We start from the raw sequence: 24,686 nt of genomic DNA on the forward strand, positions 1-24,686 counted from the left end.
GACTTTTTGAATCCATGTGCTATAATAGTAGTATCAATAATGAAATTTAATTTCTGATATGTTTTTTCTTTGTATTAATATGTCAGGCTGTTAACACAGCACTTATTAATGGAGGTTTAAACTATGGATAAGAAAAAACAAATTGAAGAAACATTAAATTTTGTGGATGTAATGATTGAGCATGCTGATAATGGTGTATCTGGGTTCTGGACTGATGACTTTGAAGGGTGTGGTAATCCTGATATTTATCCTGAGTTTGAAAAAGGACTGATATCTCATGGATATTACATAAAAAAGGAGCATTATCGCTGCCCTTGGGAAAAAACTATACTTTTTGGTGGAAAGCTTAATAGTATTGGGTGTTTTTATCACTGTGCGATAAGAGAAGCGAAGTATTTGTCTCCTGAGATGATAAGAAATGCACTAAAACGGTTTAAAAAGAATCTTATTTCCGGTAAGTACGATTATGAGAATAAAGAATATCTAAAACCTCTTATTGCTGAGAGCGAGATCAAATATATCGAAAAACAAAAGGTAGCAGAAAAAAGAAGGATAGAATCTGAGGAAAAGGAAAAAGAAAAGAGCCTAAAACAATTTGCGTCATCCTGGCTGAGCAAATATTTGAAGTATTATAAAGAAGATAAAGAATATATAAAAAATGTAATTGCTAAGCATTATAAGCAGGATACAGTTTTTTACTGTGAAGATGGTGTTATTTATTTCTCACCTGATGATATGAAAAAAGTTGAAGGTACCGAGAATATGTCATACGACGAATACCTTCATATACAGTTTCAGAATCATAGTAAAAGAAAATCTTTTCTTAGTTGTTACCTTAATTCCCCGAGTGAGTTTAAAGGATGTATCGAAAAATTAAACGATAAGTTTATCTGTTTTAAAAGAATATTTGTCACAGGAATGTACTTAGATGATTGCTCTTTTTTTGACGGAAAAGAAGATCATGTATGGATTCCCAAAGAAGGTTTTGAAAATTATAATGTTGGTGATTGTGTTTGTTTTGAAGCAGATGTTTACAGGTACATAAAAAAAGGAAATGGCAAATTGTTGGAATACGGATTGAAAAAACCTACAAATATTAAGAAAATAGAATCATATCGATTGCCCTCAGATAAAGAACTTGCTGTTCAGAATGTTGATTATATTATTTGTGACTCCTGCTATCTAAATGAGCAATGTAACGGAATGAGACTGAACTTCTGTATGATGCCACCTAAAGAAATAAAAGCTTTAAAAAGGTTGCTGAGTAATGCTATAATCTCAAATCTTGATGATAAAAAAGAAAGATAATCACTGCAAAATAAAAAATGTCGACAATACCGACGTTTCCGTCGAAATTGTCGACATATAAATCTTTAAAAATATCACCGATGCCATCAAAAAAATCCAAAGGAGTATTATTGTAAAAGCACATCACCTTTATCACTCAAAAAGGTGAAAAGGATTTGTAAAATGCATACCACTAATATCACACTTAACAGAGCTTTTTTTGTGAAGAATCTTTCCTAAAAAGAGTCTATCCTAAAATTTGTGTAAACCTCTGAAGTAGTGTATAATAGAAGAGACACTACTTCGGAGGTTTTAATTATGAGCAGAAGACGAAGAAATGAAACAGAAGAGCAGCGTGCAAGAAGAGAGCTGATAAGCGATTTTCTGTCGGCAGCGAATATCCAGAGCATGGATGATATTCAGGAACTGTTCAAGGAAGCACTTGCTGGATTTATGGAAGGGAGCCTTGAATCAGAGCTTGATTCTGAGCTCGGTTACGAGCCGTATGACGTTAAGAACAAGGAAACTGATAATAGCCGTAACGGTCACAGCAAGAAGACTCTTCGCACCAGTGTGGGCAAGGTGGATATCGAAGTGCCTCGTGACAGAAACGGCGAATTTGAACCAAAGATACTGCCTAAGAATCAGACAAGCATATCTCAGGATATGGAGAACAAGATAATTTCCATGTACGCCAAGGGTATGTCCACGTCCGATATCGAAGATCATATCCGTGATATTTACGGTCTGGAAATATCCGATACTACCGTCAGCCGTATCACAGATAAAGTGCTCCCTGTAGCCAAAGAATGGCAGCAGAGACCGCTTGAAAACGTATACGCAGTTGTATTTCTCGACGCTATACACTATCATGTCCGCAGCGAGGGACAGATCATCAAGAAGGCTGTATACATAGCCATAGGTGTTAATATGGACGGCAGGAAGGACGTTCTCGGTATGTGGGTAGGTGAAAATGAGAGCGCCAAGTTCTGGGCAGGCGTACTTAATAGCCTGCGTAACAGAGGCGTTGATGATATTCTTATCGCCTGCACCGATAACCTGACAGGCTTCTCTCAGGCCATAGAGGCTGTATTTCCGAAAACTGATATCCAGAACTGCATAATTCATCAGCTCAGAAATTCGAGCAAATATGTCTCTTACAAGGATATCAAGGCTCTTATGGCAGATCTGAAAAAGGTCTATACTGCAGTTGACGAGGAAGCTGCTCTGGATGCTCTTGATTCCTTTGCAGCTGCCTGGGACAGCAAATATCCAAAGATCTCAAAGTCCTGGTATGAAAACTGGCCTAATCTCAGTACATATTTCAAGTTCCCTCAGGAACTCAGAAAGCTGATCTATACGACCAACACCATAGAAGGGTTCAACCGTCAGCTGAAGAAAGTGACTAAGGCCAAGTCCGTATTTCCGACAGATGACAGCCTTTTCAAGATGCTGTATCTGGCTATGAAGGACATCACAAAAAAATGGACAGGCCGCCGTCAGGACTGGAGCCAGATCTATGCTCAGCTTGTGATCTATTACGGCGACAGGATCCCGGAATAACACTTTTATCTTGACAATCAAATAATCATGTGCTAATATGCAGATAAGACCGAATGCTTTCACAATCGGTCTCATCATACACCATTCTATTGCACTATTTTGCGTTTACACAGAATTTGGGATTGACTCCCTAAAAATGTATTCGTCGGTTGCTACGTCGTCACCTCGTCGGCGAATGCGGTTTATGAGTGATACTTTTTATTGATATTACGTTGTTTTGGCAGTTTCAATAGAGCTGCTCATAACCCGAAGGTCGTTGGTTCAAATCCAGCCGCCGCAACCAGACTTTTGGCACTATATTGCAAAATATAGTGCCTTTTAATTTTGCCTGAATATAGGCTTATATTGATTATAAAGAACTGCTCGTAGGATTGATTTTGTATCATCTTGTGAGCAGTTTTATTTTTTGATTATATGTCAAAAAATGGTTTTATACATCAATTATACATCAATTGTGTTATTTTTTCCCTATTCTACCGCCTAATATCAAGGTGTGTTTTTCAGTATTATAGAATCCTTTGTTAACCTTGGTTAACAATTCTTAAAAAGCAACGTAAATTAGCCAAATACCTCAGCCTTATGGCTGCGGTAAAATGTTTTATTTATCTTAAATGGGATAATCGTCTATATCAATCTCTGTCATACCATGTTCTTTAGGATCAAAATCGTGGGGGAATAATGTGGTGAAGAACATTTGCGAGCAATATCTTGCATCTGTGAGATCAGCATCTTCCAAGTATTCAACTGTACTTAAATTAGTAGCAATTAAATCAGTTCCTGATAATGAAGCATAGAAAAAACAAGAACCTTCGAAAGAAGTGTAATACAGATTTGCGTTATGTAAATTTGCACCTCTAAAATCTGAATTAGCAATTGTAGCATAATTTAGTCGTGCGTCCATTAGATCTGCATTTATAAAATTAGAGTTTTTAATTGATGAATGGGAAAGATTAGTATGTAATAATTTAGCTCCTTCCAGATTAGTATTATCTAAATGCACGCTTCTCATGTTTGAACCAGTTAATTCCGCTTCAAATAAATTCGCAGAAGTAAATTTCCACTTGTGGAAATTTGCAGGATTATCTGCACTACTCAATAATTTTCCGACTTCCACACTTTCGAGTGCATTCTGATTGTTCGTAAAGCCGTGTCCTGTCAAGAACCAAGTTAAATTGGCATATGAGCGGCTAATTTGCACATTTAGTGAATTCAGCATCCATGGATTGTCAAATCCCTTACAATTGGGATTATGGATTTGTGGAGGATATATGTATTCTTCAATAGCAGGTTCTATTCCGATTTTTGCAAACAAATGCTGCTTCATACCTTCAATATATCCCAGTATAAAACCTTCAGAATCAAAGCTTTGAGTAGTTTTTTCGGAAACTCCATTAAAAGTAGCATAGTCCATTGTATATAGGAAACGGAAAACAGCCTCAGGGATTGCCTTATAGCGGAATGCTTCGATGGAGGCTTTTATAACCTCTGATGGTGCTTCCTTTTGATGATTTTCAAAATAATCTTTGGTGAACTTTGCAAAATAATCTTCATAAAGCTTGACCGCCGTAAAATACTCATATACGGTCTTGTGTGCGAATGTTATGCCGCCTTTTTCATTTTCCTTTGCAAAGGGGCAAACGGCAAGTTCTCTTTTCAATTCAAGATTTGGTGTTTCGATTTTATATTCTTCTTTGAGAATATCCTTAGTACGTTTTTTTGCATTGCGAAAACCGATAGCTCGCCAGTCGTTTGAAATATTGTCATCAACAAGATCAAGTGTAGTAAGCAAAAACATCTGATACGCAAGCTCTTTGGCGAACTGCCATGCTGTCAAATTTGCTTCTTTGTCTGCTTCTTTAAATTCGGATATATTAGATTGACCTCTTAAATGCTTTCTCAGAAGTATTTTAGTGAACGCATCTCGATAGATTGAACCAATACTGTTATGATCTTCAATATCGGTTTCGCTTGTGCCGCAGATATACAGTATTATAGGTACGGCAAAAACTTCACGTCGTTCATCGTCATCTTCAAGTGAACTGAACTTTTTAAAAAAATTATCGCACCAATTCTCTTTATCCGGCTTCTTTGCTTTGTAAAGATCGAGCCAGTTTTTTATCTGTTTTTCTTCCCAGACTAAACGCTCTGTTTTTAATCCTGCTTTATCATCCGGTTCTGTAAAATAACCTTCAGATTCACGCGATGTTACAAGCACATGAAAACCATATTCGAGTTTCGAGAGTTTTTCTATAAATTTTTTTCCCTCAAACCCACGCTTCAACACACAAAGCTCGTCAAGCCCGTCTAGGATGATAAGCTTGTCCTGTAGTTTCATAACGTCGTCACAGTTAAACAGCGTTTTTAGAATTTCTTCTGGTTTTAGTTGGTTATTTATCTTACCAGTGTGATTTCGCAGAGCAACAGCCATAACTTTGCTGCTATCGATATTAAATTCTACTTTGATTTTTTCGTTTCCTCCGTTAGCATCTGCAAGAATTTTAGATACAAAGCTGGATTTTCCCACACCTGCATTACCATATAACAGCATACAAGGTTTTGTCTTTGAATCTCTATACCATTTGATGATACAATCAGAAGCTTTTACATCATTATTTTTTATGCTTGGCGAGATATACATATCAGCGAGCGATATGACATTCTTGTCTTTCTCTTCATCTTCAAGGAAAAGAGGATTTGAAAAAGCATCTAGGTAGGCTTGATTATCGTTATTGGGTGAATCACATTCAGGTTGTATAGTAGGAGAAGCTAATGAGGCAAATGACTCATTAAGTTCATTTTTCAAATCTTGTAATTCTTTTTTTATGCTGTCAGCATTTTGATTTGACACTTCTTTATACGCTTTTATTAATATGCCAACTTGAATTCTTTGCTCTTTTGATAAAAGGGACTCAATGTTGGTTTCAACTATACTAAAACATCTATCGATGATACGCCTTACACTTTCCTCTGATTCTTGCGTATTAGCATTCGTGTCGCGTATACATTCCTTGCGAATAAGCTCTTTTTTGTTTTCAAGACTATCATGTTCAAAATATGCGTATATATATGATTCGATGAAACTTTCATTGTCGAATTCTTTTAAAAGATCAATTAGCCCTTGGAAGTCATATTCGCCATTTTTACCTGTATTTTCAAAAACAGATAGTTCTTTTCTTATTAGTTCATCGATGTGTTCTTTTAGTATCCTTTTTTGAGATAATTCGCGAACTTTAGAGATTACAGAATCAAATCCCTTTTCTGAACCGTAGCCACATAATATATCTATTATTATATCTATCTTCATAAGTTTACTTTCTCCCGTTGCATATTTTTCGCTGGCACTTAGTACTTAATTAAAATATACTTATATTATATCATATAGGCACTCGATTTTGCAAGATATATGTAGAAATATGATATTTGTAATTAATAATAAAATATAAAAAAAATGAGGCAGCCACAGGCTTAATGTCATTAAGCTAATCAAATACGAAAAAGAACAGGAGTATGTTTGGAATATGACCAGACATACTCCTGCTGTTACATTCGCAAAAAATGCATGACGAAAAGACAGATCCGAGATCTGCCTGAAAAAAGATTGACATAATCGAAGAATTATGATAGTCTGTAGTTGAAGGGAATAGCAGAATGATATCGAGTTTTCCTATCAGCAATACGATCAGGTCTGACAGGGCACTTGTTTCTTGCTATCAGCTCTTCCAAAAGAAAAGGATTTGCGTGTGCAGAGCGAAAGAATTTGATGCAGATATGTATAGCAAAAGCATAATTGATTTTATAGCGGTAATCATTATGCTTATCGTCATCTATGGTGATATTTTCGGTAATCAGCATAGATAAGTTATACATGATAAGACTTGCAAAGATTTCCTGTATCACGCAGTCCTTTTTCTTTGAATGGAAAGCAATAAGACCAACCTGGTACTTCAGTTCTCTGAATGAAGTCTCGATCCCCCAGCGCATTTTGTATATCATCTTTATATCTTCGGCAGAGAACTCATCATCACAGAGATTGGTAACAATGGTTTCATAGTTATCTTCAGATATCTTGAGCCTTATTATCCTGAATTTAAGAGGATATGTATCTTTCGATTCTTTCGGAAGGAAGTCGAAATTTGAAGAGTGCGGAAGATAACGATAAAGTTCAGGATTAGCCTTAACTTCATTAGTTTGTCTTCTTGTAATAATAATATTTGCAGCAAAATCAGCTTCCTCATTATGGGGAATGTTGAATTTATGAGCAATTCCACCGCTTGTCTTGATGCGCATCACATATTTCAAGCCGTTATTTTCAAGATGAGCGATCGTGTTGTAGGATTCATATCCTCTATCCGCAACGATAATGGACTCATGTCCGATATTTTCAAGCATACTTATGAGAGCAGAATGCTCATTTTCATTGCGACTGTCCTGTAATACAGCATCGATATATCTACGGTTCATAATGTCATACAAAGCATTCAGATGCATGAGGTTATAGCCTTTTACATCATTATTTGCACGATAAAAAGTATCCTTATCATCAGGATCAGTAGGAATATGTATATCAGAACCGTCCACAGCATAAAGCCTGTAGCCGTGAAAGAAATTGGTTTGAGAAAATGTTTCATTGAATTTATGGAACAGATACTGAAAAGCAGCAGGAAGTATTTTAGCTCTTCTCTGAACGATAGCAGACACAGATACCATTTTTGAATCATAATCATAGAATTCTACAAGCTCCTTGCCAAGTGTCTGGCTGCCCATTCCGAGAATGAATCTCAATGTTTTTGAGAAAGATAGCTCACTTTTACGAACAAAATCTCTCTTAGGATCAACTACGAAATCAGAGTTATTTTTCTCCATGTTGCTGATAAGAGTATTAAGCTTGTTTTTGACGATATTACAGTATTTTTGCACGGTAAAACCTCCAATCAGATGTGTATATCTGATTAGCTGCGCCGCACATTTTTGGCTTTTTGTCAATACCTTTTTGCAAAAATTTACATTATATACATAAAAAATAATCACAGGATCTTTGATTCCTGTGATTATTTTACTTTTCCTTAGCTTAATGACATTAGCCACAGGCTGCCTTTCAGTTTGTATTTTTTTGAGTTATTTGAACATCATCTGAGCCCAAAAGACTCTGTATAGTATTTTTCCTTCTCCAGTTCATTGTATGCTGTCTTGGTTATTTATTCATCGTTAGCTTTTTGGCAGAATGGACATTCATTGTCATATGCAACGTTGTTTAATGTGTATTCTACAGCTGATTCTATTTTGGTTTTATCCTTTAAGGCTGTGTATATTGGATTGCGTATAAATTCTTTTAATACTTCGTCTAATATTTCCTCGTCTGAGAATCTTCCAGTATTATACCAAAAATCGTCATGAGCGTCACAATGTGCAATAGCACCGATATCCGCTATGATTTCATGTACTATGTCTCTATATTGTTCAATGGATTTGGCTCCTGTTTCAGGAATGACCAAATATGGTAGTATTCTATTCATCTTATCAATAAAATCAGGAGTGAGGACGGGCATTATTCTTTCCACTTCTGACATAGGCGTGTTTCCATATTTTGCTAGCAATTCATCAACCGCTGTCATAGTTGCACTGGTAGCTTTAACTGGTTCATAGCCATGATACATTGTATTGGTATTGCTCTGATGTTCGGATTTGGAAATGCTTTTGATACGGTAGTATCTTATCTTGCATATCGTTATTTCCTTAAAAAGGAAAATATCCATATATGTGATAATAAACAATAATAGGTATTATTATAATATACTATTTTGATATTAGATGTAAGCTGTACCGCCCAACGGCGGTACTTTCTTTTTACTTGCTTCAATAGATTAGAATGAGATAGGTGCAAAAAAACGCCGCAGCATAAGCTGCGGAATTTATATTTAGAGGGATAGTTAACTTAATCCGGAGCGGCTACAGCCTCATAAAGTGATATTGTAAACTTATCTTCTACGCTTTTTATGTAGCGTTAAAGTATGTTAAATTAAGTATTTTTTCTTCCAATTCTTTTTAAACTGATAAGTACCTTCAGACAGGTTTGTATAATCATAATCTACGTGCATCTTACCTTCCTTTGATACTACCATGGTCATATTTGACCAAAGCTCATTTTTTATCTTTTTGCGTTCTATTGATATAGTTGTATTAATCTTCTCAAATGAAACAGAAAGCTCCTCTTCTGATACATTTGATAGGTCATAGCATTTTATATATTTCCCATTTTCATTTACATAAAACGAAAAAGAATTGGTGCGATTGGCGAACGTAATAAGGGAGTATTTATTACAACATCTTCCTTTACTGACAGCGCAATTAAAAAGGCGAGCAGCTCTTCAAAAAACATAATATTGATTGATGGGGACAAGCTGACAGATTTAATGCTTGTCTATGGAGCTGGAGCAACAGTTACTGAACAAATATCAATCTATAAGATAGATGAGGACTATTTTAATTGATACAAATATGAAGCATTATAAATTAATAGGTGTAGATGGAAAAGAATATTCTGCTGATAGCCCAGGAACAATTGGTGGACATAGAAAATTGAAGATATATGGCAGACTTGATTGTCCATCTGCTCTTAGACATATTACCAAAGGAGAATATGTTAAATATAGGGTGTTTTTTGCCGATGAAGAAACCGCTATCGCTGCTGGATATCGTCCATGTGGTATATGTATGAAGGAAGAATACCGAAAATGGAAGAAAAAACAAAATAGTTTAAAGGAGTAAAAATATGATTGTACACAATAAACTTGTTCGCGATAAGATACCAGATATAATAGAACGGGCAGGCAAAAAGCCTGTAACGCATATTCTTTCCGATGAAGAGTTTTATTTAGAACTTGAAAGCAAGCTGAATGAGGAATTTGCCGAATATCAGGCAGACAAGAGTATTGAGGAGCTTGCAGATATGATCGAAGTTATATACGCTATTACCGAAGCAAGGGGATGGTCTGTATCTGAACTTGAAACTACTCGTAAAAAAAAGGCTGAAAAGAGGGGCAGTTTTAAAGCTAAGATATATCTTGAATGTGTGGAAGATGGCAATTAATATAAATACATCAGGGCGTTACGCCCTGATGTGTTGATTGATTTTATACTTGCATTTTGGATGGCTTTATGGTATACTATTCATGCTTTAATATACTTGGTATAGAGTGATGAGAAAATGCGCTGAATTTAATAGCTGTACATCAATTTATACATCAATTTTGATGTTTTACCAAGTGATATTACGTATCGTATAGTGACAAAAATAGCTATATTTGGACTGGATGGCATTTAATGATATTCTATAATATACTCAGAGTATAGCTAATAACCCGAAGGTCGTTGGTTCAAATCCAGCCGCCGCAACCAAATTATAAACCGCTTGAATTCGAGAAAACCCCGATTTCAAGCGGTTTTCTTGTATTCTGATTGCATTTATAAATTCCATATTTGCACTCAGAAAGGTAGTAAAAACACAAGTATTTCTAAGAAAATCACACGGACTGTCACACGAATAATAATTTGTTAAGAATGCGGAAAGTGATGCAAAACTAAAAGAAATGTATTCCGATAAAAAGCAGAAAACAACGGAATATAGCCGAATACATAAAGCCTCGTATCAGCGATCATCTGATCTAAGCTCAGACAGTATATCTGCATACATACCGTTATTCTGCTCATATGATGATTAAAGTAATGATGCCGATGATTTCGACTTTTTATATGATTAATATTTTGAGGATTAATTTGTATATGATGGTGATATGAGGGGAGCATGTCCTGCATATTTTATAAATAGTATTTTTGAGATATTTAGCTGCCTGTGTTAAAAATGGATTATATTTTCAAAGGCTTGACTTCTTCGTTACTGTATGATAGAATGTTGTTAACATAAAATGAAGGGAGTGGCTGTCTGAGTTTGAATGAATATTGGTACGTTTTTTAGGGGCGTACTATGTCCATTCGACTCAGGCAGCCGCTTTTTGTTATATCTGAGACTTTTCCACTCAGGTCTGCGGAGCGCAAAGAGATGCTGCTTATCATAAGTATCGGAAATAAGGAATATCATTCCGTACAGCTGTACCCTCACATTACAGAGGGAGATAGGAGAAGTTTTATGGATAACAAAAACGCAATCACAGGCAGAAACATTATTGTCAGCGACTTTGAGGTCGCACCGTATGATCCTGATGAGTATGAGTATATGGGCGATCAGAAGTGTCACGGTCAGCTCATCGTTAACAAACAGGAGAAAACTATCACGTTCAGGCATATATCAGGCACTTGCCCCATATTTCACGCTGTTCTGGCTGCTATGTCCATCAATAAGAATTGGTTCAGAATATTTGATGCTATCGAATGTGAAGCAAAGTACAAAGACTATATGCTTCTTATCAGAGACTGGCCTGCTGCATATTACGTTGCGCATGTCGGAGAAAACGGACTGCCCGTAGTCGAGAAACAGATCAAAAACGTTCCGTATTTTTCCGAGGCTAAAGAGCTGACGTTGAACGAACTGGAGTTTTATCTTCTGGCTGAATTCAAGACTATGCTTCAATTTAATAATGGCGGCAGAAAAAGGGCACAGAATCTATTTATGAAAGTATGGGAATTCAGGTACATCAGATAATTGCAATTGGTTCCTTCCAAAAAATTAATTATAAAAGTCCCGAAAAAATTTTCGGGATTTTTTATTTATCACTTAATTCTGTGTTTTCTCGTTCTATTAAATAACAGAAGGGGATAGAGCTCACCCGAAAGGGAGGCAAAGAGCTCTGACTCTTACATTCGTGTGCAACTTCACGGCTATTAAAAAGGAGGAATTCAAATGAAAACATCAATCATGGTCCCAAATCCCCAGCTGCCTGGCCCATCATCTCTTGTAGAAAAAATCATCGAAATCATACTGCAAATTATTATAAAATAATCTTCTCAACACGATTTACATGGTCAGGAGCTCAAAAACGCAGGCAGGAGCTCCTGACCATAGCAACCGCCTGCGAAAGATAAATTGGACAAATTATTAGCAAACCACTTGACAATTTTGTGAATATATGCTATCATAAAGGTGCGAACCTATGAAAAGTGAGCTGCAAAATGGCATTAAAAAAAGGAGGTTCGCACCTCAAAAGCGGCTGTTTATGAATAAGTTGTGAACAAGACTGCGATTTTTGAGCTTGAATTTATTAATGCAACAGTAAGATAATGAACTGTTTTGCACAAAAGCAGTAATTTCTTGCAGTTGCAACTCACACCCCTCACGGGGACGGAAACTTCATCGGAAGCCATTACTGTATCATTTATATTGGCTAGTTGCAACTCACACCCCTCACGGGGACGGAAACTTTTCCATTGTGATTTTCATAAACTTTTCCTTTCTACCCGTTGCAACTCACACCCCTCACGGGGACGGAAACTTCGCTCTTCAGTTTTGGCAAGTTTTCTTGCTCCTGAAGTTGCAACTCACACCCCTCACGGGGACGGAAACACGGGTGGTAATACAACAGTTGCTATGACTCGTATAGTTGGTTGCAACTCACACCCCTCACGGGGACGGAAACATCAACGACGGGATTGAAGACGCTGCTCAGGTTGTCCCTGTTGCAACTCACACCCCTCACGGGGACGGAAACATTTTTATTGCTGCAAACTCGTCTAAAGACATTTCTTCGTTGCAACTCACACCCCTCACGGGGACGGAAACAAGTCTCCAGTCTGTAAGAGCATCCTCTGTTGTGTAGTTGCAACTCACACCCCTCACGGGGACGGAAACCCCTTGAGTCCTACGTTCCATTTCCAGATTTTCATAATGTTGCAACTCACACCCCTCACGGGGACTGAACAAAACAAAAAGACTAAGCTTCGGCTTAGTCTTTTTTCTTTATCCCGAAAAATTTTTTCGGGATTTTTTTATTTATCACTTAATTCTGTGTTTTTCCGTTCTATTATATAACAGAAGGGCACGGAGCTCACCCGAAAGGATGCTTAAAAGCTCTCTGCCGCACACATACATCAACCTACAACCTTTAAGGAGGAAATGCCATGAGCAAGTTAGTTTCAACCACCACCGAGAAGCCTGATTCATCCAAGTCCTCATCCAACGCTGTTATATTTGTCATCAAAGTCGTAATTTACATCTTAAACCTTATACTTTCAGGCAAATCAGAAACAGAAGCAATCAGGACAGCATCAGTAAAGCACAATATCCCCGTCAGCAAAGTCAAGGACATCTGGAAAAACCACAAGTAAGATGACACACTCAGCATGGACAGGAGCTCAAATAACGCAGGCATGAGCTCCTGTCCGAAACTATCGCCTGCAAACGGAGGTAAAAACATGAAAAAAAGCGTGATCTTCTGCTGTGACAGCAATACCAGGGGCATGATAGACTTCTATGTAAAAACAGGTAAGGAAAGCATATATCTCTTCAGTCAGAAATACCGCAAAAGCACATTCATGCACTATAAAGACGGATTGATACTTGACGAGGCACTCAGCTACAAAAAGGCACATCGCGATCAGGCAATAATGAATGTAATAAAAAGACTTCCTGCCAATATAAGCTATATCGAAAAAGAATGCGGCATCTCTATATTAAATCGAACAATTTCTCTGCAAACCGCTTGACATTTTTGTGAATATGTGATATCATAAAGGTGCGAACCTATGAAAAGTGAGCTGCAAAACGGCATTAAAAAAAGGAGGTTCGCACCTCAAAAACGACTGTTTATGAACAAACCGTGAACAAAACTGCGGTTTTTGAGCTTGAATTATTAATGCAACAGTAAGATAATGAACTGCTTTGTACAAAAACAGTAATTTCTTGCAGTTGCAACTCACACCCCTAACGGGGACGGAAACCCGTGCGAATCTCCATCAAATATCGTTGGAATGTATGATGTTGCAACTCACACCCCTAACGGGGACGGAAACATCTCGAAATACGGATTTGGTGCGATATTAAAATGTTGCAACTCCCCCCCTCATGGGGACTGAACAAAACAAAAAGACTAAGCTTCGGCTTAGTCTTTTTTCTTTATCCCGAAAATTTTTGGGGATTTTTTTATTTATCACTTAATTTTACTCCTGACCAGTCTATTATATAGTGAAAGGAGGAAGCACATAGGCAAATATAACAAAATATATGTATTATATTGACAATTAATGTTAAATATGGTAAAATAATAAATGATCGGAGGGATAATTATAAAAAAGATATTATGGGTATCACGCCATTCGATGACTTCTGAACAAAAAGCAGACCTTGAAAGGATATACGGCGCTGTTGAACTTATCCAGCATGACGAGACACTTAACGATATTACTCCGCTGCTTGAATATGACGTTGATGTTTATGCCGTAGTACTGCCCATTGATCTCATTGCCTTGCTCAAAAGAAATACGGCTGCCGATATAATCCAGCCTGTCTCAGGACGTGTAAAGACCGACAGACGTATCATCAACGGCGCAACAGGCAAATACGAAAACGAATATGTTTACAAGCATCTTTACTGGCAGCTTATAAAAAAATGCGAACTCGAAACAGAAAGGCTGTGAACTATGAGAAATATTATTATTACAAACATAAGCGCACTCCCTCAAAAAGAACCTCAAATCAATTCGTATACGTCTGACATAGGAGAATTTACAGGAAAATATACCAATGAAGCTCCGATAAAATACCTTATGTCATACCTGAACAATAAGAGAGAAAAAGCTGATATCATCATAGCAGTCAGAACGGCGGAAGCTAATTCAGCATATACCCTTTTTGAAGAGGCAGTCAGGGCTTATGCTGATGAAATATCCTCTTCCAGACCTGAAATGATCCCGATCGATACTTCCGAAACCGAACTTGAAAAAACTATTGATGCGATAATCAGCCATGTAAATGAAAACGACAAGGTTCTGATAGATACGACGGGAGGTTTCAGAAACTCAAGCTATCTTCTCATGGCAGTTGTAAGATTCCTTGAATATGCAGGTATCGGACTTACAAAAGCAATCTATGCCAAATTTCATGATGAAAGAAAAATCATCGACATAACCGATACTTACAGAATGTTCGATCTTATCAATGCAGTAAACACCTTCTCAATAATGGGTAATTCCCGTGAACTTGAAAGTTACTTCGCCAATCAGGATAACGAAGTGGTTAAACAGACTATAGCTGCAATGAACAGCTTTTCCGATGAGATCTCTCTTTGCCGCACTTCTAAACTTGATACTGTTCTGAAAACACTTAATGATCGGTTAAATGAGCTTTCAGAACTCCATACCGATTCCAAAGATGTGATACTGCTGAAAAGTCTTTCGGAGAAAATAAGGAATAAATTCGGCTGTAATAATAAGATTGAGTATCCAGACGTTGTGAAATGGTGTCTTGATAACCGCCTGATACAACAAGCTGTTACAATTTATGTTGAAAAGATGCCGGAATATCTATTTAGCACGAAAGTGCTGTCATATGATCCTAAAAATATTAACACGGGCTCTTTTCAAAAGAATTTTGATATATACTACAATTTACTTTATAACGGATTATTGAGACTTACAAGCAGTATAACTTTTTCGCAATACCCTGTTGGAAATCTGCTTTTAAGATTGAAAAGGGATAATTCTACTGTTTATCGTGAAATATGCACTGTAAATAACATAAACGACCTGAGTATAAAGAATCAGCTGACTCAGGACGAACGAAGAGGAATCTTAAACCTGATCCGTGTTAAGAATGCTATATTCTCAGAACCAAATGTCAGGCGAACAGTGGATGATATTGAGAGTAAAAAGCAGAATACCAAGCTGCGGGATTTTGCGGACACTGATATCTTTGAGATTATGGCTACCACCACTGAAGCATTTGTCAATGTACTGCTAAAAGAGAAAGAGTATATACGCTTGTTACAAGGAGAATTCACGCCTTATGCCCCAAGAGTATGGACTGCCGCAGATATAAACGTGGTTGAACATCTGGAACGTGTTTTGAGCGAGAACAAGGATATGTATTCATTTAGCTCTGAAATCGACTACAATTACATTAAAGAGTTACTAAGGCATCTTATTTATGTCAAGCGATACGTCAGGAATGCTTTAAACCATGCAAGCGAGGAAAGACACGTAACAGATGAATATGATGAATACTTCAGAGGGATGGGATATAATGTCTCTGCTGAACTATCTGTCACGGAAATAGAGCCTTTTTTACGAAAAGCCGTAGACCTTATAATAAAAATCACATATTAAAAGGAGAATTTGTATGAAAAAATTTATTTGTGTTACACCTTTCCAGAATCCCGATTATCTAAAATCTGTGATCTATACTCCGGCTAACAATCCCAGTCTCGGATATGACAAGGAAACAAGATTTCCCATTATTCCAACCATAAACGCCTATACTGAGAATGGCGAGGAGATAGAGTTAATCAATATTTTCTGCAATCACGAAAATGCTAAAATAAATTATGTTCCCATGAAAAAAGAAATAGATTGTATTTCTGAAGAGAAAAATCTGAAAATAGTTGAGCGGACTATAGACGTACCGTTTAACAGCAGTCTTGAAATCCAGTTCAAAATCTTTTCCGAGCTTATATCTTTTACAAATGATAACGATATGCTTTTCTGTGATATAACCTACGGAACAAAAGTTATGAATCAGGTGCTTACTATGGCCATCAATTATGGTTACACTATCCACAATGATGTCACAATAGGCTGCATGGTTTACGGAGAATACGATTTCGTTAAGAAAATTCCAATAATTTACGATATAACTTCCCTGATCTATCTCAATGAGATCGTAAAAATACTGGCTGATAACAAGGTCAGCGATCCGGAAAAGAAAATAAAAGCCTTTCTTAATTGGGAGGATTAGTTATGATTAATGATGAAAAGAACAGGAATTTATCAGAAGATGAGATAAACGAAATTGCAAGGAAATACTCTGAAGCAAAAAAAGTCGGTGATAAGAATCTCGAAAAAAACTATATGGTTCAGCTGTACAATTTTCTGTATGCGCCCACAGTATTGCACAAAAAACTTTGCAAACAGCTGAATGCGTCCCAAGATAAACTAAACCATGGTGATGACGAACTTTCAGATTTCTTTATGGAGTATGTCCTGAAATATGATTTTGAAAAGAATAAAGACTTCGTAGCATATTGCTGCACCTACATGGATTTCTATTTGAAGAATAAATTCAAAAAGCAATACAAAAAAATAAACGCCAAAGCCTCTCAAGAGAAAAAAACTTATAATTCAGAAGAAGTCACAAATGAAGGAAACGAAAAAAAATGGAAGAAAAGAGAAGAATTTGGAGATGATATAAAAGGCTTTGATACAGATAATTACGAAGATACTGATGACTCTTATGCCAATTTTGAGATTATGTACATTGTCCGTACTCGGTTGCCGTCTGTTATCATAAATTTCTATAAGCACAATATAGGTAAAGCCGCAAATGAAAAAAGATTAAGTTATTACAGAATCTTTTTTACCGAGGATATTATAACGCTTATATCAGAATCAGGACATACGAAGTATTTTAACAAGAGTGAGACCTATGAATGCTCCGACAAAAACTACGTCAAATTCATATCTTATTCTAAATATGATAAATTGGAGGATATACTCTCATTAAGATACAAAAAGTATTCAGACGTTTTCGAGAACTATTCCGGTAATGATAAAGAACTGAAAGTTCCGTGCGAAGAAAAAGTCATAAGTGAATACAGATTTCGCAGCGGACTTGATAAAAAGAAAAAGCCAGTATCAAAGGAAGCTGTCTCACAGCAAAAAGGTTTTTATAAAAAGCAGTTGAGTTGGATAATGAGTGATATCAAGTAAAGTAATGACTTAATATAATATGTCAAAGAGGTGAACATACATGAGTGAAGTCTTAGCACTATATGACTGCCGCAGCAAGCAGGAATATATCTATCGCACGAACAAAGTTAAGGAAATAGCAGGAGCTTCTGCTCTGCTTACTGATCTGTTCAAGAGCTTTTTCAGGTCAACGGAGCACGGATTCAAATTTAACTACGATTGGGAGAATATGATCGCGCCCGACGATTATTTTGAGTATTTCCGAAACTCCGGATGCGACGGCGAGATAGTATACGAGGGCGGGGGCAATCTCTGCGTTATTTTCCGAGACGAAAAAAAACATCAAGATGTGAACAAAGCTTTGTCGCTTCACGTTCTTAAATCTACCTATTCTGTCGGTCTTGTCGCATCTGCCGTTAAAATTGAAAAAATAGACGATAAATACAGTTTTGTTAAAGACAGGGAAAACTTGTATATTGAAAACTCTATCAAAAAAAATCTTGGCTCTTATTACTCAGCTTGCAATGTACTACCGTTCACTCTTACAGACCGTCTGACACATCAGCCTATCATTTGTAAAAAAGGTGAAAATCAGTATACTGCCGAAAGTAAACTTAAAATGAAAAAATATGAAGAGCTTTATGATACTAGCAAAAAAGCGATTGAAACCGAAGCTGTGATCGAGACCGAATTTGATAAAATGGTTGATAAAGGTAATGAAAGCCTTCTTGCCATTATCTATATCGACGGCAACAGTATGGGCGAAAAGCTCAAGAATATGACTCGTGGCGCCGATTCTTATGCCTCAGGTATTAACGCGCTCAGAGAATTCTCAAAGAAGACCAACGAGGATTTCGTTATATCGCCGATAAACGCTATCCAAAACAAGCTCTATTCAAAATATAAAGAGAATATAGAAAGCCCTATTAGGAACAGATTTCTATATCGTCCCATTATCAGTGGCGGAGATGAGATAACGCTCGTTTGCAACGCAAGAGCTGTTCCACTCATTCTTGAAACATATTTTGATACGCTGAAACAGAGCGGCGAAAATACCGCCTGTGCGGGAGTAGCTATTTTCCATAGCCACGCTCCTTTTTCTGATGTTTATGAGATAGCAGAGCAATGCTGTGAAAGCGGAAAGAGAAAAGCCCATAAGGAACAATCGCAAAACAAGAACTTTATTGATTTTCACTATTGCCATTCTGGAATTATCAATTCTCTCGATGCTATTCGTGAACGTCAGGAAGCCGCTTATACAAATCGTCCATATGAGTACTCGACTTCGTGGAAAGAGTTCCAACAGCTTGGAATTCGTATTGCAGAAGAAGAAATGAAGCTTGATCGTTCCAATCTTAAGGAGCTTAGTCGTGCAATGACAGAAGGTAATTCATACTATCAGGAAGAACTCAAACGTATCGCTTCTCGTCAGAAATCAGAGGAGTTCAAAAAGACTATTATCAACGGCGGAAGTGAAATTATGAAAATGCTTTATGATATTTCTATTGTATACGATCTTTGGTTTATGAAGGAAGGTGAATGAATTGGGCAAAATCTTTATCACCTTGAAATCAGATCTTTGTTCAGCAAGCGGCGACGGTTTTTCTTCAATTATAGATACAGATGTATGCTATGATAAGTATGGTTTCCCATATATAGGAGGCAGAAGGCTGAAGGGCTGCCTGCGAGCTGCTGCCGAACTTATTGGTTCTCCTTATATAGATGAGATATTCGGTAAAAGTGGCTCCTCTAACCGCGGTTCTTTGTTTATATCAGATGCAAGATTGCCTGACATTGAGGAACTACATGCTGAAGCAAAGTGCCTTGATTCAGAAAATGTTCTTGGGCTTTTCACTTATATACGCGCATCAACAGCGATTGAAAATGATACCGCAAAATACAATTCTCTTCGTTTTACAAGAGTTATCAAGCATTATTCTCCTTTCGACGGCAACGAACTTGTATTCTGTGCTAATGTAGAGATTAACAAGGATTATGAGCCAGAGTTTTCTGATATTTGCAAGGCACTAAGAAATATCGGATATAAACGTAACCGAGGATATGGTGCGGTTAAATGCGAATATGTTCATGGAACTGGGAAAGCTGCAACAGCTTTTGAAAGCGTATCCAAAGATGAATTGGAGATAAGATATACGCTTCGTCTCGATTCAAATCTGATGATCCCTGGACAGACCTCTGATGAGACCTCAGATCATATTCTGGGAACAGCAATGCTTGGTTTCCTCGCCGGAGAGTATCTGAAATTGTATCCGGCTGACAGTGAATTTGAGGAGATATTCCTTAAAAATAATGTTCGTTTTTCTAATCTCATTATCTCAGACCGCGCTGGTACTGAATACTTTCCTGTTCCGACTATTGTCGGCAAAATTAAAGGTGAGAGCGGTTATTTCAATATTCTCGAATCAGGGAATGAAGAGGAACGAATCATAAAACCTCTCAAAAAAGGATATTGCAGCACTGATCTGAGCGTTGTTTCTCCGCTTACAGAAACGATTTATCATCACAGTACAGGCAAAGAAGGTACGCTTTATACGCAGACATGCCTTTGTTCAGATCAATATTTCCGAGGTTCGATAAGCGGAAAAGCTGAATTCATTCATAAACTATATCCTTTGCTGGTTTCCGGCAGTATTCATATCGGAAGAAGCAAGTCCGCTCAGTATTCATCATGCTCGCTCCATGATATAAGCCTGAATGAGGCAAAGCGCAATGAGTTTGTGATCAATCCCGACAAAACGTTTATTGTTATCGCAGCTTCTGATATTCTTCTACCTGATGGAGAAGGCGGATACAATATCTCTGTTGATGCTTTCAAAAAGTCTCTAGGTTTAGAGAGCTTAAAGCTTGATAAAGACTGCAAAAGAAAGTGTTCGGCTCTACGATACAGAACTATCGCCGGATACAATACTATGTGGAATCTGAAAAAGCCCAACGCAAGAGCGATAGCTGCTGGATCAACTTTAGTATTCAAGGCTGAAAAAGAGATGTCTCTTTCGGAAGTAATGTATATCGGAGCAAAGCAAAACGAAGGCTTCGGAAAGGTGATGATAATTGCCGCTGACAGATTCAGAAAGCGCTCATGCAGCAGTATTTCCTCTGAGCTTTCAGAAAGCAGCAATTCAGGAAGCCTGACAGAGCTGATAGAAAAAAATAAGAAGTCAGAATCCATAAGAATGAAAGCGATAAGATTTGTTGAGAATAACATCGGCCTTTATTCAAAGAAGGAGGTTACTCCTTCACAGGTCGGCAGGTGGATGATGATCGTTAAACAGTCAGACAGTTACGAGGAACTGCTAAAAGTAGTCAACTCAGGTAAAATTGATAACTTCAAAGAAATAGTTGTCAAAGCCGGAGCTGAGGAATACAGCGGAGACAGTTGGCCAGAGTATCTTCTGCTCATACTCAGACTTATAAAATATGCAAAGAGAGGAGAATGATAATGGGAAATGCAATAACATACCTCAAACTTAAATTCAGCCTTGCATCTCCTCTTGCTATCGGATCGGGCAATGATTCAGTAACCGACAGTGACGTTATACTTGACAGCGCTGATGATCCGGTTATCCCTGCTACTGCTTTAGCCGGTGCCATACGCCATTTTCTTGCTGCATACGGTAATCTTGATGACAGTTTCTGGGGAACTATCGGAAATAGCTCTGACGGCAAAGCAATTTCAAGCAGAATACGTTTCTATGATGCGGTTTTAGGATCAGATCATTTCATTACATTCAGAGACGGAGTAGCTCTGAGTAGCAAACTGCCTTCTGAGCTCCTGGAAAATGAAATGCCATATAACAAGATAGCAGTAGATGGTGCGAAATTCGATATGGAAGCTGTAGAGACAAATGCAGAATTTTCCGCTCTTATTGAGCTCCTTAACGCTTCCGAAAAGGAAAAATCAGACATAATAAAAACGCTTGCGGCTTTTGATTGCGGCGTACTCAGGATAGGATCAAAGACATCAAGAGGATACGGTCAGATCAGCATCTCATGGCTCGGAATATCAGAATTCACGCTTCCTCAGGACCGAAAAAGATGGCTTGACTTCGATCAGTTTAATCAGGGAAATGAAGAATGCTATTCTGAAATAACCCCGAAACTGAAGGAATTCTCCGTAACAGATTTTGCAGATACCATATCATTGAAACTAAAGCAGAAGGGTGCGATATCCATCCGTTCATATACGGTCAAAGATATATCCTCTGCGGACTATACTCAGCTTTCCACAAATGACGGCGTTCCTGTTATTCCCGGCACAAGCTGGGCTGGTGCGTTCCGAAGCCGTTTCAAGGAGCTTTCAGCTGATCCTGTTCTTACGGACAAGCTGTTTGGCTTCGTAGATACCGAAAATAACGAACAGCAGAAATCAAGAATATATTTTTCAGAGAGCAGATTAAAAAACGGAATATCCAAAATGATAACACGAAACGCTATCGACCGTTTTTCTGCCGGCGTTAAGGACGGTGCGCTGTACAGCGAAATAACCTGTTATGACAGTTGCTGTGATCTTGATATTACACTTCTGAAAGACGTAGAAGAAACCGAAAAATGCAGGATAATAATTGCCGCTGTATTATGCGATCTTAGCAACGGATATCTTTCAATAGGCGGACTGGCATCTGTCGGACGGGGTATATTTGAAATAACCGAAATGAAACTCAATGGAAGAGATGTTACAGAAGCACTTGAAAAGTGTGATTTATCCGGAATGATGGGAGATGAAGTCAGTGAGTAACAGTTTTAAAACCTATGTTAAAGAGTGTGGTGCTGTATCAGATATAAACAGTCTGGTTGGAAGGTTGATCACTGGCGGAAGCATGATACTTTTGTATACCGACAGGTTCATCTGCTGTGAACAGCGTGATATTGAAGACACCGAGCATCTGCTTGAAGCACGTATATTCAATTTACAGTCTGAGCTCAAGATAATGAGACCAACCATTGCAGATGCATTCAGCTTCAGATATATTGAAGATTCAGGACTCGTCGAAAAAAAGGACTATTTTCCTCAAGAACACTATCTTGATATTAACCCCGGCTTATCATACGGGACAAGTTATATTTCTACAGGCGGCGGAAAATACCAGCTTCCTGTCGAAAATGCAGAAAGAATACAGATACGCAACTATGTTTCATATGATGAGCAGAATATAGCTCAGATAACTGATTTTAGGTGCGTGCGTTATCTTGAAAAGGGGGACGAATAATGGGCGGCTTTATTAATCCATATACTTTTATCCCAGTCAACGACGGCAATAAGAAGAGTCTCCGCGAGTACTATAACAGCAGCGCCGATCTTATCAGCGGAAAGATTGAATGCACGCTGTTTACTCGTTCACAGATAGCATTATGCGACGAGGTGTCTGAAGGATTATTTGATTTTTTCAACGTCAACGGCAAACCAGTTATACCCGGAAGCAGCCTGAGAGGAACTATCAGAAGCTTGTACGAAGCTCTTACGGATTCCTGTTTTTCGTCGACTAATGATACTGATGAAGATTATTTCAGTTCAAGGCTCAACAAGAATAAGTGCGGACTGCTTTGCATGGAGAATGGCAAGTATGTACTCTATGAAGCCAAAAGATATAAGGATGAGTCAAATAAATGGGTCAGGAATATCCCTGAGGGAACGCTGGTCACATTCAATTCTTATACCTCCGAAAAGAAAAAAAATGATGAAGCACAGGACAATAATAAAAAAGTACATGAAGAGATATTTTATTTCAGAGATGTGAATTCCCCCGATTCTGAGAAAAAAGGCTATGTCCACAAGGTCAATCGTATTCTGTCGCAAGGGAGGCAAAACCTTGACAGTGTATTTGAAAAGGTTAGCGACACAGGAATAAACATACGCCCTTATTACATAAATAGATTTGAAGTAAACATCAAAAAAAGCTTAAAAGCATTAGAAAAGGATAAGGATAAGCTTCAAAAACTGGTAGCATATAACAACCAATTTGAGGAAATACAAAGAAATGAAAAAGCGATGCTACCCGTATGGTATTGCTATTTAGACGGGCATTACTATTTTGCACCGTCGCAGATGTCAAGAGCGGTTTTTTATAACAAGCCGATAGACTTGCTCAGAAATAAACGCCTTGAAAAATGCGCCGATATTAATAATATTTGCGACGCCTGCGCTCTTTTCGGAACAGTAAACGATGACGGCTTTGCGCTGTCGTCAAGGGTGAGGTTCGGCGATGCGGTTTGCGTTACTCCCGACTGCCTTGATGAAAGCTATATCCTTGACATTCTTGGCGCACCGAGACTTTCTTCGTTTGAGTTCTATCTCAAGTATAAAGGTAAAGATAAAAGTTATACAGCCGATACTCCGGGAGTTGAAATAGCCGGAAGAAAATACTACTGGCACAATCGGTATATTGCATCGCACCCGATATGTAAAGACGCCGTAGTTAAGGAGAATTTAAAACGTAAAGTCCAGCTTGTCAAGAAAGGTAGCGAATTTCGTTTCACGGTCTATTTTGACAAAATTACCGGGGAGCAACTCAGAAAGCTGGCGTTTACCCTTACTCTCGGCGATAACAGGAGCGATTCAAAGCAGTGCCACAAGATAGGTCACGGAAAGCCGCTTGGTCTTGGCTCAGCAAAGATAGTTTGTGACAGGATAACTGTCAGGAAGTTTGAATATCCCGAATACATCGAAAAGGACATGACCGATATTATCAATCCCGACCTGCAAAACGTATTTGAAAATCAGACAAATGTGGATAATGTATTGAAAGTCACGAATATCAATACTGTAAACGGCAAATACATAAGCTATCCATATAGTACTGATGGCAATGGAGTATTCAAGTGGTTTGCTAATAATCGGCCAACGCTGAAAAAAATCGGAGAACCTCTCAAATATATTGATAAGCTGCCGAAACTTACAGATGAAGATCAAACGCTGATCTGCAACAGCTACCAAGGCAATAAAAAACGCTCATCACAAAAAAAGTGATAAT

21 protein-coding genes and 1 CRISPR repeat array are annotated in these 24,686 nt (G+C 37.8%); of the genes, 17 read left to right on the forward strand and 4 right to left on the reverse strand.

What is annotated here, in order from left to right; translation table 11 throughout:
• Positions 1 to 123: 123 nt before the first annotated feature.
• The gene (locus tag N774_RS18425) at positions 124 to 1,308 is read left to right on the forward strand and encodes a hypothetical protein (protein ID WP_024861851.1); all 1,185 of its coding nucleotides are present in this window, start codon (positions 124 to 126) and stop codon (positions 1,306 to 1,308) included.
• Positions 1,309 to 1,605: 297 nt separating this feature from the next.
• Entirely contained in the window at positions 1,606 to 2,850 is a 1,245-nt protein-coding gene (locus N774_RS0114070; protein ID WP_024861852.1) for an IS256 family transposase, read from the forward strand.
• A gap of 607 nt (positions 2,851 to 3,457) precedes the next feature.
• Here N774_RS0114070 and N774_RS18430 read toward each other — a convergent pair.
• The 4 genes from N774_RS18430 to N774_RS20155 all read right to left on the reverse strand — a co-directional run bounded on the left by N774_RS18430 (position 3,458) and on the right by N774_RS20155 (position 9,152).
• Complete coding sequence (locus N774_RS18430) at positions 3,458 to 6,154, reverse strand: pentapeptide repeat-containing protein (RefSeq protein WP_024861853.1); 2,697 nt, start codon at positions 6,152 to 6,154, stop codon at positions 3,458 to 3,460.
• Positions 6,155 to 6,465: 311 nt separating this feature from the next.
• Entirely contained in the window at positions 6,466 to 7,713 is a 1,248-nt protein-coding gene (locus N774_RS0114080; RefSeq protein ID WP_155250330.1) for an IS4 family transposase, read from the reverse strand.
• A 332-nt stretch (positions 7,714 to 8,045) separates the two neighbouring features.
• Complete coding sequence (locus tag N774_RS0114085; protein ID WP_207640557.1) at positions 8,046 to 8,462, reverse strand: hypothetical protein; 417 nt, start codon at positions 8,460 to 8,462, stop codon at positions 8,046 to 8,048.
• Positions 8,463 to 8,861: 399 nt separating this feature from the next.
• The gene (locus tag N774_RS20155; protein WP_080770502.1) at positions 8,862 to 9,152 is read right to left on the reverse strand and encodes an immunity protein YezG family protein; all 291 of its coding nucleotides are present in this window, start codon (positions 9,150 to 9,152) and stop codon (positions 8,862 to 8,864) included.
• Here N774_RS20155 and N774_RS20160 point away from each other — a divergent pair.
• From N774_RS20160 to N774_RS0114160, 15 genes are all read left to right on the forward strand, one after another.
• Complete coding sequence (locus N774_RS20160; protein ID WP_431767939.1) at positions 9,138 to 9,338, forward strand: restriction endonuclease; 201 nt, start codon at positions 9,138 to 9,140, stop codon at positions 9,336 to 9,338. The two genes, N774_RS20155 and N774_RS20160, sit on opposite strands and share 15 nt — an antisense overlap.
• A gap of 7 nt (positions 9,339 to 9,345) precedes the next feature.
• Entirely contained in the window at positions 9,346 to 9,615 is a 270-nt protein-coding gene (locus N774_RS0114090; protein WP_024861855.1) for an Ada metal-binding domain-containing protein, read from the forward strand.
• A 4-nt stretch (positions 9,616 to 9,619) separates the two neighbouring features.
• Complete coding sequence (locus N774_RS0114095; protein WP_024861856.1) at positions 9,620 to 9,937, forward strand: nucleoside triphosphate pyrophosphohydrolase; 318 nt, start codon at positions 9,620 to 9,622, stop codon at positions 9,935 to 9,937.
• Between the two features lie 1,056 nt (positions 9,938 to 10,993).
• The gene (locus N774_RS0114100) at positions 10,994 to 11,506 is read left to right on the forward strand and encodes a hypothetical protein (RefSeq protein ID WP_155250405.1); all 513 of its coding nucleotides are present in this window, start codon (positions 10,994 to 10,996) and stop codon (positions 11,504 to 11,506) included.
• Positions 11,507 to 12,117: 611 nt separating this feature from the next.
• Positions 12,118 to 12,722: direct repeats of the CRISPR family, unit length 34 nt; unit sequence GTTGCAACTCACACCCCTCACGGGGACGGAAACA.
• A gap of 196 nt (positions 12,723 to 12,918) precedes the next feature.
• A complete protein-coding gene (locus N774_RS0114110) occupies positions 12,919 to 13,125 on the forward strand; it encodes a hypothetical protein (protein WP_024861858.1) in 207 nt (68 codons plus the stop codon).
• Between the two features lie 87 nt (positions 13,126 to 13,212).
• Positions 13,213 to 13,503 (forward strand): hypothetical protein, encoded by a 291-nt coding sequence (locus N774_RS0114115; protein ID WP_024861859.1) that lies wholly within the window; start codon positions 13,213 to 13,215, stop codon positions 13,501 to 13,503.
• 612 nt (positions 13,504 to 14,115) lie between these two features.
• Complete coding sequence (locus tag N774_RS0114120) at positions 14,116 to 14,433, forward strand: hypothetical protein (RefSeq protein ID WP_024861860.1); 318 nt, start codon at positions 14,116 to 14,118, stop codon at positions 14,431 to 14,433.
• A 3-nt stretch (positions 14,434 to 14,436) separates the two neighbouring features.
• A complete protein-coding gene (locus N774_RS0114125) occupies positions 14,437 to 16,119 on the forward strand; it encodes a TM1812 family CRISPR-associated protein (protein WP_024861861.1) in 1,683 nt (560 codons plus the stop codon).
• A gap of 13 nt (positions 16,120 to 16,132) precedes the next feature.
• On the forward strand, positions 16,133 to 16,747 hold the full coding sequence (locus N774_RS0114130; RefSeq protein ID WP_024861862.1) for a TM1812 family CRISPR-associated protein: 615 nt from the start codon (positions 16,133 to 16,135) through the stop codon (positions 16,745 to 16,747).
• Positions 16,748 to 16,749: 2 nt separating this feature from the next.
• Complete coding sequence (locus N774_RS0114135) at positions 16,750 to 17,718, forward strand: hypothetical protein (RefSeq protein WP_024861863.1); 969 nt, start codon at positions 16,750 to 16,752, stop codon at positions 17,716 to 17,718.
• Between the two features lie 40 nt (positions 17,719 to 17,758).
• Positions 17,759 to 19,240, forward strand: coding sequence for a Cas10/Cmr2 second palm domain-containing protein (locus N774_RS0114140; RefSeq protein ID WP_024861864.1), 1,482 nt, complete (start codon positions 17,759 to 17,761; stop codon positions 19,238 to 19,240).
• Between the two features lies 1 nt (position 19,241).
• Positions 19,242 to 21,155, forward strand: a complete 1,914-nt coding sequence (locus tag N774_RS0114145; RefSeq protein WP_024861865.1) for an RAMP superfamily CRISPR-associated protein — start codon at positions 19,242 to 19,244, stop codon at positions 21,153 to 21,155.
• A gap of 2 nt (positions 21,156 to 21,157) precedes the next feature.
• Complete coding sequence (locus N774_RS0114150) at positions 21,158 to 22,453, forward strand: RAMP superfamily CRISPR-associated protein (protein WP_024861866.1); 1,296 nt, start codon at positions 21,158 to 21,160, stop codon at positions 22,451 to 22,453.
• Positions 22,446 to 22,925 carry a type III-D CRISPR-associated protein Csx19 gene (gene csx19 / locus N774_RS17565; protein ID WP_155250406.1) on the forward strand — a complete coding sequence of 160 codons (480 nt, stop codon included), beginning with the start codon at positions 22,446 to 22,448 and terminating at the stop codon, positions 22,923 to 22,925. Before N774_RS0114150 ends, csx19 begins: the two co-directional genes overlap by 8 nt.
• On the forward strand, positions 22,925 to 24,682 hold the full coding sequence (locus N774_RS0114160; protein WP_024861868.1) for a TIGR03986 family type III CRISPR-associated RAMP protein: 1,758 nt from the start codon (positions 22,925 to 22,927) through the stop codon (positions 24,680 to 24,682). The genes csx19 and N774_RS0114160 overlap by 1 nt, the downstream gene beginning before the upstream one ends.
• The last annotated feature ends 4 nt before the right edge of the window (positions 24,683 to 24,686 follow it).

This window comes from Ruminococcus flavefaciens AE3010, assembly GCF_000526795.1.
Classification (GTDB): domain Bacteria; phylum Bacillota; class Clostridia; order Oscillospirales; family Ruminococcaceae; genus Ruminococcus; species Ruminococcus flavefaciens_D.